The 13,839-nt window shown below is 68.4% G+C and carries 19 protein-coding genes; 7 read left to right on the top strand and 12 right to left on the bottom strand.

Translation table 11 applies throughout. The features are described 5' to 3' along the window. Nucleotides 1-13: 13 nt before the first annotated feature. Nucleotides 14-2,278 carry a tRNA(Met) cytidine acetyltransferase TmcA gene (gene tmcA / locus C441_RS11215; protein ID WP_007275178.1) on the bottom strand — a complete coding sequence of 755 codons (2,265 nt, stop codon included), beginning with the start codon at nucleotides 2,276-2,278 and terminating at the stop codon, nucleotides 14-16. Between the two features lie 374 nt (nucleotides 2,279-2,652). Here tmcA and rpl7ae point away from each other — a divergent pair, with 374 nt between their 5' ends. From rpl7ae to C441_RS11190, 5 genes are all read left to right on the top strand, one after another. Next, nucleotides 2,653-3,015, top strand: coding sequence for a 50S ribosomal protein L7Ae (gene rpl7ae / locus C441_RS11210; protein ID WP_004042964.1), 363 nt, complete (start codon nucleotides 2,653-2,655; stop codon nucleotides 3,013-3,015). 6 nt (nucleotides 3,016-3,021) lie between these two features. Next, nucleotides 3,022-3,246, top strand: a complete 225-nt coding sequence (locus C441_RS11205; protein ID WP_004042966.1) for a 30S ribosomal protein S28e — start codon at nucleotides 3,022-3,024, stop codon at nucleotides 3,244-3,246. Nucleotides 3,247-3,248: 2 nt separating this feature from the next. Beyond that, the gene (locus C441_RS11200) at nucleotides 3,249-3,449 is read left to right on the top strand and encodes a 50S ribosomal protein L24e (protein WP_004969391.1); all 201 of its coding nucleotides are present in this window, start codon (nucleotides 3,249-3,251) and stop codon (nucleotides 3,447-3,449) included. After that, nucleotides 3,449-3,913, top strand: coding sequence for a nucleoside-diphosphate kinase (ndk, locus tag C441_RS11195; RefSeq protein ID WP_007275177.1), 465 nt, complete (start codon nucleotides 3,449-3,451; stop codon nucleotides 3,911-3,913). The genes C441_RS11200 and ndk overlap by 1 nt, the downstream gene beginning before the upstream one ends. A gap of 215 nt (nucleotides 3,914-4,128) precedes the next feature. After that, a complete protein-coding gene (locus tag C441_RS11190; protein WP_007275176.1) occupies nucleotides 4,129-4,695 on the top strand; it encodes a hypothetical protein in 567 nt (188 codons plus the stop codon). Between the two features lie 148 nt (nucleotides 4,696-4,843). Here C441_RS11190 and C441_RS11185 read toward each other — a convergent pair whose 3' ends face one another. Genes C441_RS11185 through C441_RS11150 form a run of 8 tightly spaced genes read right to left on the bottom strand, consistent with a single transcriptional unit; the run spans nucleotide 4,844 to nucleotide 11,022 of the window. Next, the gene (locus C441_RS11185) at nucleotides 4,844-5,917 is read right to left on the bottom strand and encodes a methionine synthase (RefSeq protein WP_007275175.1); all 1,074 of its coding nucleotides are present in this window, start codon (nucleotides 5,915-5,917) and stop codon (nucleotides 4,844-4,846) included. Then, nucleotides 5,914-6,921, bottom strand: a complete 1,008-nt coding sequence (locus tag C441_RS11180) for a vitamin-B12 independent methionine synthase (RefSeq protein ID WP_007275174.1) — start codon at nucleotides 6,919-6,921, stop codon at nucleotides 5,914-5,916. Before C441_RS11180 ends, C441_RS11185 begins: the two co-directional genes overlap by 4 nt. 59 nt (nucleotides 6,922-6,980) lie before the next feature. Then, nucleotides 6,981-7,577: a HemK2/MTQ2 family protein methyltransferase gene (locus tag C441_RS11175; protein ID WP_007275173.1), complete on the bottom strand. Its 597-nt coding sequence runs from the start codon at nucleotides 7,575-7,577 to the stop codon at nucleotides 6,981-6,983. Then, complete coding sequence (locus C441_RS11170) at nucleotides 7,574-8,815, bottom strand: mechanosensitive ion channel family protein (protein WP_007275172.1); 1,242 nt, start codon at nucleotides 8,813-8,815, stop codon at nucleotides 7,574-7,576. The genes C441_RS11175 and C441_RS11170 overlap by 4 nt, the downstream gene beginning before the upstream one ends. 3 nt (nucleotides 8,816-8,818) lie before the next feature. Further along, nucleotides 8,819-9,682, bottom strand: a complete 864-nt coding sequence (locus C441_RS11165) for a 16S ribosomal RNA methyltransferase A (protein ID WP_007275171.1) — start codon at nucleotides 9,680-9,682, stop codon at nucleotides 8,819-8,821. Between the two features lie 42 nt (nucleotides 9,683-9,724). Continuing rightward, nucleotides 9,725-10,318, bottom strand: coding sequence for a DUF655 domain-containing protein (locus C441_RS11160; protein WP_007275170.1), 594 nt, complete (start codon nucleotides 10,316-10,318; stop codon nucleotides 9,725-9,727). 53 nt (nucleotides 10,319-10,371) lie between these two features. Continuing rightward, nucleotides 10,372-10,728, bottom strand: coding sequence for an RNA polymerase Rpb4 family protein (locus tag C441_RS11155; protein WP_004042989.1), 357 nt, complete (start codon nucleotides 10,726-10,728; stop codon nucleotides 10,372-10,374). Nucleotides 10,729-10,731: 3 nt separating this feature from the next. Next, complete coding sequence (locus C441_RS11150) at nucleotides 10,732-11,022, bottom strand: 50S ribosomal protein L21e (RefSeq protein ID WP_004061361.1); 291 nt, start codon at nucleotides 11,020-11,022, stop codon at nucleotides 10,732-10,734. A gap of 123 nt (nucleotides 11,023-11,145) precedes the next feature. Here C441_RS11150 and C441_RS11145 point away from each other — a divergent pair, with 123 nt between their 5' ends. After that, on the top strand, nucleotides 11,146-12,306 hold the full coding sequence (locus C441_RS11145) for a cystathionine gamma-synthase (protein ID WP_007275169.1): 1,161 nt from the start codon (nucleotides 11,146-11,148) through the stop codon (nucleotides 12,304-12,306). 119 nt (nucleotides 12,307-12,425) lie between these two features. Continuing rightward, entirely contained in the window at nucleotides 12,426-12,683 is a 258-nt protein-coding gene (locus C441_RS11140) for a hypothetical protein (protein ID WP_004969380.1), read from the top strand. A 57-nt stretch (nucleotides 12,684-12,740) separates the two neighbouring features. Here C441_RS11140 and C441_RS11135 read toward each other — a convergent pair whose 3' ends face one another. The 3 genes from C441_RS11135 to C441_RS11125 form a co-directional block, all read right to left on the bottom strand. Further along, nucleotides 12,741-13,007, bottom strand: coding sequence for an elongation factor 1-beta (locus tag C441_RS11135; RefSeq protein ID WP_004969379.1), 267 nt, complete (start codon nucleotides 13,005-13,007; stop codon nucleotides 12,741-12,743). A 2-nt stretch (nucleotides 13,008-13,009) separates the two neighbouring features. After that, entirely contained in the window at nucleotides 13,010-13,189 is a 180-nt protein-coding gene (locus C441_RS11130) for an HVO_2753 family zinc finger protein (protein ID WP_004042997.1), read from the bottom strand. A gap of 83 nt (nucleotides 13,190-13,272) precedes the next feature. Continuing rightward, the coding region (locus C441_RS11125; protein WP_007275168.1) for a tripartite tricarboxylate transporter permease at nucleotides 13,273-13,839 on the bottom strand (567 nt) is incomplete at its 5' end.

Genomic DNA, 13,839 nt, shown 5'->3' with positions numbered 1-13,839 from the left:
CCCACGGGCGACGTCACCGGAACCGCTCGCGCTCGGCGTGGGCCGCGTCGGTGCCGTACTCGTCCACGAGCGGTTCGTAGGCGTCGCCGAGCGCGCGCATGGCCCCCGCGGTCGAGTGGAAGTCGAGTTCGTCGGCGACGGCGTCCCACGGGTGCGTCTGGAAGACCTTCCGGACCAGCAGTCGCTCCTCCCGGGGCGCAAGCGAGGCCCGGTCCGGATTCGTGAGGTGCGCGAGGCCGAGTCGCCGGAACGCGCCGGGGGCGGTCGTGTAGAGTCCCGGCCCGTACGACGCGCCGACGACGACGCGCCACTCGTACTCGGAGAGGTCCGGTTCGGCGGCGGTGTCGACGGCGGCGAGGGCGGCCCGCGCCACGTCGGCGTCGAGGTCCGAGAGGGCGTCGCCGAGCACGTCGCCGACGCGGCCGAGGAACCACCTCGCGTGGCGGTCGCGGAGGTCGCGACCGGCGGGCGACAGCGGGCGCATCATGAGCGCGGAGTACTCGCCACTGGTGTCGTTTCTGGTGGTCGAGAGGTGGACCGTGCCGTAGCCGTTGTCGCGCCAAAACGAGAGGAGGTCGGGGGTCGCGCCGAAGCCGACGCCGAGGTAGTCCGCCTCGTCAGCGAACTCGTCGCGTACCTCCGAGAGGAGCCGCGAGCCGAGGCCGGACGACCGGACGGCGTGGTGGGTGGCGATGCGCATCACGCGGTAACCGACGGGGATTCCCGCCGCCTCGTCCCGGAGTTGGCTCGTGAACACGTCGGGGAGCATGTTCCCGCGGACCCGCCCGCCGTCGTACATGTGCCGGCGGGTGTCGGCGTCGAGGCCGCCCTCGCGGGCGAGGAGCGCGACCGAGACGACCCGACCCTCGTGGGTGAGCGCACGGAGCGTCAGGTTCGGGGCGTCGAGGAGGCGGGCGAGGTCGTCCGGCTCGGTCCGGTAGTGCGCGAGGACGAGCAGGCCGAACGCCTCGCGGAGCAGGTGCTCGTCCGCCAGCAGGTCGTCGGGCGAAAGCGCCCGGTAGGAGGCGGACTCGGGCGTCGCGTCCGCGACGAGTTGGTCGACCGGCGGCCGGGCGTCGAGGAGGAGCGCGCGGAACGTCCACGACTCGACGGGGTCGCCGGCGGCGTAGCGAATCGGGTCGTCGAGGCGCGCGTCGGTCACCTCGCGGGCCGCGTCGTCGAGGCGGTCGCGGAAGCGGACGGCGAACCCGCGGCCCGCGCCCTCGTAGCCGCGGACGGTCGTACAGAAGGCGACCGCGGGCGCGGCGAGGAACGATTCGAGGAGCCTGACGGGCAGGGCGGCCGCCTCGTCCACGACGAGTGCGTCGGCGTCGGCCCCGGCCGCGCCGGCTTCTATCGGCGGGACGTAGCGGACGCGCCCGCCGCGGTCGGCCGCGATGTCGAAGTCGTCTGCGCCGCCGCCTCGGAGCGCGCCGAGTTCGGAGAGGAGTCGCTCGGCGCGGGCGAACACCTCGGCGGCGTTCCGCTTCCCGGGCGCGGTCACGACCACGTCGGCACCTTCGGCGGCGAGGCTCCCGGCGGCGAGGCCCGCCGCGCTCGATTTCCCGCGGCCGCGGTCGGCCTCCACGACGACGGCGGTCCCCGGTTCCGTCAGGGCTTCGAGCGCGGCGAGCGCCTCGGACTGGTCGGCGGTGAGGCAGTCCTCGTAGGCGCGCCGCGGGAACCGTCGGTCCACCTCTCTCGGCACCCGCGGCGGGGCGGCGTCGAAGCTGATTCCCTGTCGGTACGCGCCGTCGCGCTCGACGGTCCCCGAATCGAGGTCCACGAGGGCGACGCCGGGGTGGTCCCGGAGCGTCGAGACGAGTCGGCCGCGGAAGCGACCCGTCACGTCGCCGACGGCAAACGGCGGGACGGCCAGTCGCTCGTCGAACGAGTCGCGGCGGGCCGGCCAGCCGTCGAGAGCGGGGGTGAGCAAAACGAGCAGGCCGCCGCCGTCGACCGCGCCGGCGACGCGGCCGAGCGCGTTCGCCGAGAAGTCCTCGTGGGCGTCGAGGACGACGAGCGACCGGGTCGTCCCGAGGAGCGACGAGGCGCGCTTCGGTTCGACGCGGTGGAAGCGAAAGCCCTCGCGGGCGGTGACGAACGTCACCTCGTCGTCGGGCACGTCGGCCCCGCGGACCGCGTCGAAGGCGGCGTCGATGCCGGCGTCCCGGTCGCCGGCGAGGACGATGAGGCGTCGCTGGTTCGTCGCCAGCGCCTCCTCGCGGCGGGCGGCGGCGAGCGCCTCGACGTCGGGGTCGTCGCCGAGTTCGGTCATAGAGGCGATACGCTGGCGCGGCTATTCACTTCCTTCGGTCGGGTTCGAGCGCCCCCCGTGCTCCGGTCGGTACAGAGCCAGTTTTGATGGGGCGTCACACCCCGCCAGAGGTGCGTCGTGTGAGCAACCGACACGGAGGTTCGGGGCGCTTCGGTCGGCGGGAAATCGGGCGATTCGCGGGTCGTGCGGACGCTTCGCACGGCGCTACGATTTTGAAAGCGCTTTTATGGGGGCCGGAGCAAAGGATGGTTACAGCCTGTCCGGGGTTGATGAACCTCCTCGCCGTAGGGAAATCGTTGACCGGTCGCGACCGACCGACCGGTGTGATACCGGCGAGGGAGTCGAGCCCGCGAGCAGGATATAGGTGAACAACAATGGCTGTTTACGTAGACTTCGACGTACCGGCCGACCTCGCTGACAGCGCCGTCGAGGCGCTCGAGGTCGCCCGAGATACTGGTATCGTGAAGAAAGGAACCAACGAAACGACCAAGTCCATCGAGCGGGGCAACGCCCAGCTCGTCCTCATCGCGGAAGACGTCTCCCCCGAGGAGATCGTCATGCATCTGCCCGAACTCGCCGACGAGAAGGGCATTCCGTTCATCTTCGTCGAGACGCAGGACGACATCGGCCACGCCGCCGGCCTCGAAGTCGGCAGTGCCGCGGCCGCCATCGTCGACGCCGGCGACGCGTCCGACGATGTCGAGGACATCGCGACTAAGGTCGAGGACCTTCGATAACCGACCATGAGCGCGGACGAACAAGCCAGCGACTCGACGCCTGCCGAAGTCATCGAAGTCGTTGGAAAGACTGGGATGCACGGCGAGGCCATGCAGGTCAAGTGCCGCATCCGCGAAGGCTCCAACCAGGGCCGTATCATCACGCGAAACGTGCTGGGTCCCGTCCGCGAGGGCGACATCCTCCAGCTCCGCGAGACCCAGCGTGACGCCGACTCCATCGGAGGGCAGTAACAATGGTCGAAAAGCGCACGTGCGACTACAGCGGTGACGAAATCGAGCCCGGCACGGGCACGATGTACGTCAAGACCGACGGCACCATCCTCCACTTCAAGGACTCGAAGGCCGAGAAGAACTACTTCCTCGGCCGCGAGGCCCGCGACCTCGAGTGGACGGAGGCCGGCCGCCGCGCGAGCGGCAAGTCGGAGGACAACTGATGTCCGACGCTGAGCGAACCTTCGTGATGGTCAAGCCCGACGGCGTCCAGCGCGGCCTCATCGGAGACATCGTCTCCCGCTTCGAGGACCGCGGTCTCAAGATGGTCGCCGGCAAGTTCATGCAGATCGACGAGGAGCTCGCCCACGACCACTACGGCGAGCACGAGGGCAAGCCCTTCTTCGAGGGTCTCGTCGAGTTCATCACGTCCGGTCCCGTCTTCGCGATGGTCTGGGAAGGACAGGACGCGACGCGACAGGTCCGCCGCATGATGGGCGAGACGGACCCCGCGGAGTCCGCCCCCGGAACCATCCGCGGCGACTACGGTCTCGACCTCGGCCGGAACGTCATCCACGGCTCCGACCACGAGGACGAGGGCGCGAACGAGCGCGAAATCGCGCTCTTCTTCGACGAGGACGAACTCGTCGACTACGAGCGCGTCGACGAGACCTGGCTCTACGAGTAAGTCTCGTCTCGCGGTTCTCACGCTTTCTTCCGAGAGGAGCGACGGCCACGTCTCCCCTCTCGTCCGCGCTCCAGCCGCCGAGAGGGCGTTCTCGTCGGGGCGGTGTGCGGGATTCTACCATCGGTCATCCACGCTCGGCGACGACCCTCACCGCGGCCTGACCGTCCACCGCGCGGCGAACAACGGTTTTCTTGTCGCCCGGCGAATCGTGTCACATGGTCGAAGTGGAACTCGTGGTCCTCGCGCTCGCGGTGGTGTTCGTCGGCGGCGCGGCGGCGATGCTCGGCGCGACCGCGATTGCGGCGTGGACGACCGCGCGACTGGCGGCGACGCTCTCGACGCTCGTGCGGCCGGTCGTCCTCGGCCCAACAGACATCCGCGACGTGGAACTCCGCGTGGCCGGCCTGCGCGCGCTCGACCACGTCGATTCCGGCGTCGTCACGAACGTCGTCCCCGAGCGGCGGCGCGGCGCGAGCGGCCTCGCTCGGTTCTCCCGGCGGGACGGCGTGCGGTTCGACCTCGCGCTCGCGACGCCCGACGACCGGACCGCGGCGGTCTGGGTGCCGGTTCCGGAGGCGCTGACCGGCGGGTCGCGGTTCGAGCGCATCGCCGCGGCGTGCGACGTGGTCCCCGAGGAGATTTCGGACGCCGTCGGCGCGGAGCTTCCGCTGGTGCGCAGTTCTGACGGCGGCTGGCGCGTCGGAAGCGGCGACGCCTCCGGCCACCGCCGGGGCGACGACGATGCCGCACTCGGTCGCTCGTTCGAGACCGAGCGCGCCTGAGTCGCGCCGGCGAGTCGTCACGTCGTCACGCCCTCAAGTCGTCGCGTCACCACCACCGACCGAGACGCGACCGAAGGCGGTGCGGTCCCGCGGCTCTGTGGTCACGGGTCGAGACGGACGAAAAAGAACGAAACGCGGCGTCAGTCGCTCAGTCGGCCTGCGGGACGGGCGCGTCGAGGTCGATTTCGCCGGCGTCGAGTTCGGCTTCGACCTCGCGGGCGGCCTGCACCATGTTCTCCATCTTCTGGTAGGCGACCTCGCGGGGGAGGAGCTTCACGCCGCAGTCGGGCGAGACGGTGAGCTTCTCCGGCGGAACGACCTTCAGGCCCTGCTTGATGTTCTCCTTTATCTCCTCGACGGTCTCGACTTCGGCGGTGTGAACGTCGACGACGCCGAGCGCGAGGTCCGGCTCGAACTCGGGGTCGGTGAACACGTCTATCTGCTCGTAGCCGCCGTTGCAGAGTTCCACGTCGAACTCGTCGATGGGGTAGTCGTTGAGTTCGGGGTAGATGCGGGAGTAGTCGCCGTAACAGACGTGGAGGCCGATGCGGACCTCGTCGGGGACGCCCGCGACGATGCGTTCGAGACACTCGCCGACGATGGCGTGGTCGTCCGGCGTCGTCGCCAGCGCGGGCTCGTCGATCTGGATGTAGGTCGCGCCCGCCTCGACGAGCTGTTCGATCTCCTCGTTGACGAGGTCGGCCAGCGCGTACGCGAGGTCCGCCTCGGAGTCGTAGTGCTCGTTGAACGACCAGCTCGCAAGCGTGTACGGGCCCGTGATGGGCACCTTGACGGGCTTGGAAGCCACGTCGCTCGTGAACTCGAACTCGTCGACCAGCCACGGCTCGTCGTACTCGACCTCGCCGACGACGGAGGGCTTGTCGAAGTAGTTGTGGCCCCACACCTTCACCGGGCCGTTGAACTCGTAGCCGGGGATGCGGTGGGCGAAGTACTCGACCATCTCCTCGCGGCGCATCTCGCCGTCGACGACGGTGTCGAGGCCGGAGCGCTCGTGTTCGTTCGTGATGACGCGACAGGCGTCGTCGTGGGCCTCGTGGAGGTGCTCCTGAGTGAACTTGGAGTCGGGGTCCTCCGCGAGGTCGTTCGCGCGGTTGAGCCACTTGGGCTTCGGGTAGGAACCGACGACGGTCGTGAGCAGGAAGTGCTCGTTGTCGTGGTTCTCGGGGCGGAACTGCTCGCGGTTCTCGGCGTCGCGGCTCATGCTTCCACCTCCAGTTCGTCCTCGGTGGCGGCCGCGAGGGCGGCGAGTTTCTCCGTCGCGCGGTTCTCCGGCAGGTAGAACAGTTCGGTGTTGGAGGTCACGTAGGCGGTGTCGAACGTCTGGCTCTGGACGTTGTCGAGGGTCCACTCGACGCGCTCGCGGACCGTCTCGGGGTCTTCGACCAGCGTGTTCTGGCCGTCGACGAGGCCCAGGGCGATGTCGTCTTTCGTGCCGTACTCGTTGACGTTGTAGAGCGTCTGGTCGCGGTCGCCGGCGACGAAGTCGAAGCCGATGGCGTCGACGTCGGCGTCCATGAGGTGAGCGTAGACCTTCTCGTCGAGCGCGCCCCAGTAGGTGTGGACGACCACGTCGGCGTCGGTCGCCTCGGAGACGGCCGAGATGGCCTCGGGGACGCGCTCGTCGACGTCCTCGCCCGGCGGCGAGAACACGAGCGAGGGTTCGAGGAGGAACAGCGTCTCGTGGTCGGGGAAGGCGTCGACCTCGCCCGCGAGGAACTCGCTGACGGCGTCGAGGAACTCTGCCTCGTCGCCGTAGTGCTCGTCGGTCGCGAGGTCCGAAAGCGAGTACGGGCCGGGGAGGACCGCCTGCAACGACTCGTCGCCGAGGAGGTCGGCGGTGGCGTCGAGCTCGGCCGCGACGTCGCCGGAGAAAGTGAGTTCGCCGCGGACCTGCGGGTCGCGGTAGAAGTTGTTGTTGTCGTAGTAGCGGACGATGCCGCCGGTCTCGACGTTCTCGTGGACCGTCAGCGGGTGCGCGAGCATGTCGTCCCAGCGGAGTTGCCCCTCGACGACGCGGTCGAGGCCGGCGTCGGTCTGCTCGGAGACGACTTCCTCGCGGGCGCGGTCGTACGCACCCACGATGTCTGCGCCCTCGTTACCGGAGATGAGGTCGTGTTTCTGGTGGCCCTTGAGGTCCGAAAGCTCCTGTTTCGCCCAATCCGGGAGGGGATACAGTCCCGGTGTCGTCGAGACGAGTTCAGTCATCACTCCTGGCTAAGAAATGACGGTGTATAATATTTCCTGTATCAACATATGCGCATTGGTTATCCCAACGCGAGCACCGTGAGCGTCTCGTAGGGGTACGACTCCTGCACGACGACCTCGTGGCCGAAGCCGTTCGCCTCGGCGCGGGCGAGCACCTCGTCGTAGCCGGTGAAGCTACTCACGAGGAGGAAGACGATGCCGCCGGGTTTGAGGACGCGCCCGACGGTGTCGAGGAAGGGGTCGATGATTTCGCGACCGTCCTCGCCGCCGGTGAGGGCGACTTCCATCCAGTCGTCGCGCGCGGCCTCGAGGTCCTCGGGGAGGTACGGCGGGTTGAACGCCACCGCGTCGAAGGCGTCGTCGCGGAACGGTTCGACGAGGCTCCCGCGGACGACCTCGAAGCCGCGGTGGCCGTCGGCCCGGAGGGCGTCGGCGCGGTCGGCGGCCTGCCGGCAGGCGTGGGGATTGAGGTCACTGGCGACCACGTCGGCGTCGGTCTTCGTCGCGAGCTGTTCTGCGACCCAGCCCGAGCCGGTGCCGACTTCGAGGACGCGTCCCGAGACGCGCCCCACCGCGGCCTGCGCGAGCAGGCCCGAGTCCTCCGCGGGCTGGTAGACCGAGGTGTTCATCCCGCGGCGCTCGGCGAGGTCGGTCATCGGTCCGCCTCCCCGGAGCCGGACGAGGCGTCGCCATCGCCGCCCTCCCCGCTCTCGACGCCGCCGTCGGCTTCGGGACTCACCTCGTCTGGCTGGTCGGTGAGCGGAATCGGCCCCGAGGGGTTCCGCTCGGACAGCGCGCGCTGGGGGAACGGGATGGTGATGCCCTCCTCGTCGAACGCCTCGCTGACGGCCGAGATGGTCGCCGTCCGCGCGCGCCACCACCGGCGGGCGCTCGGGCGGTCTATCCACGGGCGCACCCCGAGAACGACCGCCGAGTCGCCGAACCGCTTGGCGACGACCTGCGGCTTCGGCACCGAAAGCACCTCGTCGAGGTCTTCGACGGCCGCCTGTGCCACCTCGGCGGCGCGGTCGACGTCGGTGTCGTAGTCGACGCCGACCTCGATGTCGAGGCGGAGCCGCCCCTTTCGGCTCCGGTTGACGAGGCTCTCCGAACTCACCACGTCGTTCGGAATCATCACGAACTCGCCGTCGAACGTCTGGATGCGCGTGTTCACGACCGTGATCTCGGTGACGATGCCCTCGTGGTCGCCGACCTCGACCCAGTCGCCGATTTCGAACGGCCGGGAGAACATGATGACGAAGCCCGCGATGAGCGCGCCGAGCGTCTGTCTCGCGGCCATCCCGACCACGATGCCGAGGAAGCCAGCACCGACGAGGAAGCCGCCGAGGTCGGCCCGCCAGATGCCGAGGATGACCGCGAGCGTCGCGAGGTAGGTCGTCACCTGCGCGATGCGGTAGATGATCTCGCGCTGGTGGTCCGAAATCTCCGGGCGCGTGCTCGCAATCTCGCCGATGAACCGGCCGAGGACGCTCGTGAGGACGTACGCGCCGACGACGAACGCCGCCGACAGCGCGATGCCGACGAACGTCTGTCTGTTGAGGTCGTACTGCGCCGAAATCGTGCCGATGTCGCCCGACAGCGACCAGACCGCGAAGACGAACGCCCCGCCGCCGGCGACGACGACGAGACGGAGGACCGTCACCGAGAGATGCCACACCGGCATCGAGACGGCCTCGACCTCCTTGTCGTGGAGTCGCGCGCCGAGTCGCCAGACGGCGACGACGGCGACGGTCACGAGGACGCTCGCGACGACCCGGAGTTCGAACGTCGGGAACAGCGACGCGATGTCGAGGATGGCGTCGCTCTGGAGGGGCGTTTCCGTCGAGGCGAGGCGGAGGAGCGCCGCGGCGAGTGCGGATGCGGGGAGCGTCATGGATTACAGGCCGACCGACGCGGCGAGTTGCGCGAGTTCGGCGAACTCCGCGGGAGCCATGTTGCCGGCGCGCTTTCGGAGGACGTCTTCGTCCGCGGCCTCGACGACGGCCTCGGGGTCCGACAGCCCGGAGATGTGCGCCGTGTTGCGGATGCCGTTTCTGATGGTCTTGCGCCGCTGGGTGAAAAGCGCCTTCACGAAGTCGAGGAAGAACGCCTCGTCGTCGACCTCGTAGTCCGGCTCGCGCGGCGTGATGCGGACGATGACGCTCTGGACCGCGGGCTTGGGGGCGAACGCCTCGCGGGGGACGTGCTCGCAGACCTCCACGTCGCCGTAGTGCTGGGTGCTCACCGAGAGGCGACCGTACTCCGAGGTGCCCGCCTCGGCGGCCATCCGCTCGCCGAACTCCTTTTGGAACATCAACACGAGCGGCTTGCCTCGGGGAAGCAGACGGAACGAAATCTCCGAGGAGATGCCGTACGGGAGGTTCGAGACGCACGCCGTGAACTCGGGCAGGTCGACGTCGAGCGCGTCGCCCTCGACGACCGTGAGCCGCCCCGACTCGACCTCGTCGGCGAACTCGCGTCGCAGGTGGTCTGCGAACGTTCGGTCCTGTTCGACGACGGTCACGCGGTCGGCGACGCCGAGCAGTCGGTCCGTGAGGACGCCCGGCCCGCCGCCGATTTCGAGGACGTGCGAGCGGTCGGCCTCCTCGGGGAGATACGTCGGGATTCGGTCGACGACGCGGTCGTCGACGAGGAAGTGCTGGTCGTGGTCCGGGTTCCCGCGAGCGCCCGCCCGCCGGATGAGTGCGTCCGGGTCGCGCGCGGCGGTCCCGCGGACCTGTTCGCTACCGTCGCTCGTCATTGGGAGAGGTATCGTGCGGGAGCGGGTAAAAGTCCCGTTCCGCTACTGCCCGTCGCGTCCGACGAACGTCTTGTACTTCACGTCGTTGTCGCGGAGTTCGTCGAGGATGCGCTCGACGATGACCTCCCTCGGGCGGTGGAGCCCGGAGACGCGTTCTTCGAGGTCCTCGAACGACTCGAACGGCCCCTGTCGCTTCCGCGATTCGAGAATCTTGTCGCGGAGCTTCTTGCCGATGCCGGGGAGCAAGTTGAGCTGGTGGAGCCGCAGAGTGATGGGCTGTGCGTCGTTGTAGAAGTCGACGAAACGCGGTTCGTCGGCCTCGACGATGTCCTCGACGACGTAGTCGACTTCGGCCGTCGCCGTGTTCGAGAGGTCGCCGTACGAGAGTTCTTCGACGGACTGAATCAGCTCGCGGTCGGCGACCGGCGAGACGACGAGTCGGTCGCCGATGCTCACGTCGGCGTCTTCGACGAGGGTCAACTCGAGGAGACGGAAGTCCGACTCTCCGAGCGCGTACGCGATGGGTGCCGCGTCGAAGCGCCGTCGGTCGTCTCCCTGACGCCCGTGGCGGAGTACGTCGAGTACGACGACGTACTCGGTCGTGGCGTCGGCGTCACCGCTCTCCGTACGTGTCATACCAGTAGTTACGGCGAGCCGATATTTAAATAGTTGGCCGCGCTGTCACGCGGTCAGACGTACTTCGCGACGACGTTGAGGATTTCGTCGAGTTCGTCGCCCGAGAGCGCGTAGCGCTGTTGGGCGAACACCGCGCGGAGTTCGTCGCGCGACTGTGGGAGGAGGTCCGCGATTTTGATGGCGGTCGGACCGTCGACCTTCTCGAGCTCGGCGAGCTCCTCGACGAGTTCGCGAGACTCCTCGGGGTCGAGGTGGGCGAACCGGTTGACGTGTTCTATCGCACGGGCCAGTTCGTAGCGCATCTCGCGCTCTTCGTCGGCGGCGCGTTCCGCCTCAACCTCGGCGAGCAGTTCCTTGACCTCGGAGGTCGTCAGATACTCCTCGTCGAGCTTTTCTTTGAAGATGGTCATCGCTTACTGCTGGGCGCGCAGGTGAGCGGGACGGACGATGACCGTCTTCTCTTTGCCGCCGTCGTTAATCTGGACCTTGAACGCGCGGCCCTGCTTCCCGGTGACTTCACCGGTGAGACCGTTGAAGCGCGGGTGGAAACGACCCTCGCGGACGCTCGGGTCGATGTTGAGGTGGACCTTCTGGCCCTCCTCGAATTCCGCGATAGCGCGCTGCGGCGGCGAAGTGCCGCGCTCGCGCGGCTTGTTCGAGAGCTTTCCTCGCGTCCCCTTCATCGGACCGTTGGAGCTCGGCATAGTCGTGAGAACGAATACTTGCGTCGCCATTATAAATTGCACGTTACGAACCGCGCGTGTGTGTCTCCCGCGTGGTCGCGCGGGAGGGACGGACTTAACCCGAGTCGGCGCGGCGATTCTCGTATGTCCGAAGACGAGCGGCGCATCGAGACGCGCGCCATCCACGCGGGACAGGAGCCCGACGAGGAGACGGGCGCGCTCATGACGCCCATCTACGCGAACTCGACGTACGCCCAAGACGGACCGGGCGACCACCGCGGCTACGAGTACTCCCGCACGGGCAACCCGACGCGAACCGACCTCGAATCGAACCTCGCGGCGCTCGAACACGGCTCGCACGGCCGCGCCTTCGCCTCGGGGATGGGGTCGATAAACACCGTGCTCAACCTCCTCGAAGCGGGCGACCACGTCGTCGCCGGCAACGACGTCTACGGCGGCACCCACCGCATCTTCACGCAGGTGTACGAGAAGTACGACCTCGAGTTCGACTTCGTCGACACCACCGACCACGACGCCGTCCGCGACGCCGTCCGCGAGGAGACCGAACTCGTGTGGGTCGAGACGCCGACGAACCCCCTCATGCGCGTCAACGATATCGGCGCGCTCGCCGACATCGCCCACGAGGTCGACGCGCTCTGCGCCGTCGACAACACCTTCGCCACGCCGTACCTCCAGCGCCCCCTCGACCACGGCGCGGACATCGTCTCGCACTCGCTGACGAAGTACCTCGGCGGCCACTCCGACGTCGTCGGCGGCGCACTCGTCACCGACGACGCGGAGTTAGACGAGGAAATCGGCTTCTACCAGAACTCCGTCGGCGCGACGCCCTCGCCATTCGACTGCTTTCTCGTCCTCCGCGGGACGAAGACGCTCCCCGTCCGGATGGACCGCCACTGCGACAACGCCCGCGAACTCGCCGCGTGGCTCGACGACCACGAGGCGGTTTCCGAGGTGTTCTACCCCGGCCTCGACTCCCACCCGCAACACGACCTCGCGGCCGAGCAGATGGACGACTTCGGCGGGATGCTCTCGTTCGAACTCGACGGCTCGCTCGAACAGGCCTCGACCGTCGTCGAGGAGACCGAGGTGTTCACGCTCGCCGAGAGTCTCGGCGGCGTCGAGAGCCTCATCGAACAGCCCGCGGCGATGACCCACGCGGCCATCCCCCGCGAGGAACGGCTCGAAGCCGGACTCACCGACGGCCTCATTCGCGTCTCCGTCGGCATCGAGCACATCGACGACATGAAGGCCGACCTCCAGCGGGCGTTCGACGCGGCGTTCTGAGCCGTCGAACTCCGCGCCTGCTCGGCCTCATGCGCTCTCGTGCGCCCTCACACACCGGTCGTTGCCGGAAACTGGGAACGCGAGTAAGGGTTATTGAACAGCACGATGAATAATGAGGTATGTCCCAAGAGACGTTCTCCCTGAGCGCGGAGTCCACCCAGCGACAGAGCTACGCCGAACCGACCGACCGCGTGATGGTCGACTCCGACGACCACGAGGGGTCGAGCCACAGCGCCGAGCAGTTCGGAATCGGGCTGGCAATCGGCTTCCTGCTCGGCGGCATCGCGGGCGTCATCGGTAACTCCCTGCCCATCGGCGTGATGCTCGGGCTCACGTTCGGCGTCGTGCTCGGCGTCTACTTCATGGAGCGCCGCTGACGGCGGGCGAGCGCGGCCGCTCCGGGGACGAACCTACGAAAAAGGTCGGTCGTCAGTTCAGATACGGCCGACGTTCTCGACGGAGACGCTCTCGACGCCTTCGACTTCGATGAACGCTTCCTCGACGGCCTCGGTGCCACCGGCGTCGTCGGGGACGATGACGGTCGGCAGGAGGGCGACGAGACCGAACGCGACGTCGTCGCGTTCGAAGCCCTTGATTTTCGCACCCTCGGGCAGGGAGTCTTCGAGCGCGTCCTCGAGGTTATCGAGGTCCAGCTCGGGGCTGTTCGGCATGACCTTGATTTTGGCGGCTACTTTTCCCATGATTATGGACCCATGAACCCGCAGTCGGGGCACTCGTAGAGGTTGCTCTGCTTGCGGCACTTGGAACAACGCGAAATCTCCTGGCCACAGTCGGGGCACTTGAACGTCGCCGCGCTCATGCCGGCGATGTTGATGCCACAGGACACACACTGGTGCGCGTGTCGCTGTTCGGACTCGCTCATACGCTCATAAACCGGCGCGCGACTTTTAACCGTTGTCTTTCCGGGTTCCCGCGGGGGAAATCCGTGGCCCGCGTGGACACGCCTCATCCGAGTATCAGCGGCCCCATGAGAACGCACATCAGGTGGACGCGCCGACAGCCGAATCGGACGGGGACGTGACCGACGACGCCGGCGACCGCGAGGACGGCGACGCCGCCGACGCCAGCGAACGCCCACGAGAGAACGACGAGGAGGGCGCAGACGGCGGTGACGAGCCGGCGCTGGTCGAGCCGCCCAACGACCCCGAGCGCCCGGTCGCCGACGACCGGCACCAACGCCGCCCCACAGAGCCCCGAGACGACCGTCACCGGCACCGCGAGGCCGAGTCCGGTCGGGAGCTCCGCCTCGGTGAGCGCGACGAGCGCCCCCGTTCTGGGCGTCCCCAACCCGGCGAGCGCGAACAGCGCGAACACCGTCGTCGCCGTCGTGGCCGCGCTGGTCGCGGTGACGTAGGCCCGCGCCGATTCGTCAGGGTCGGTTCTGGGGAGGGCGGCCAGCGCGAGCGTGCCGGCGACGCCGGCCGAGACCCCGGGGAGGTAGCCGACGAACGCGCCGCCGCCGGTCCCCGCGGCGACGCTCCGCGCGACCGACCCCGGTGACGTCGCGAGCGC

This window comes from Haloferax sulfurifontis ATCC BAA-897 (assembly GCF_000337835.1).
GTDB classification, from domain to species: Archaea; Halobacteriota; Halobacteria; order Halobacteriales; family Haloferacaceae; genus Haloferax; species Haloferax denitrificans.
Note: the sequence above shows the minus strand (reverse complement) of the source record. Positions and strands in the feature narration are given on the sequence as shown.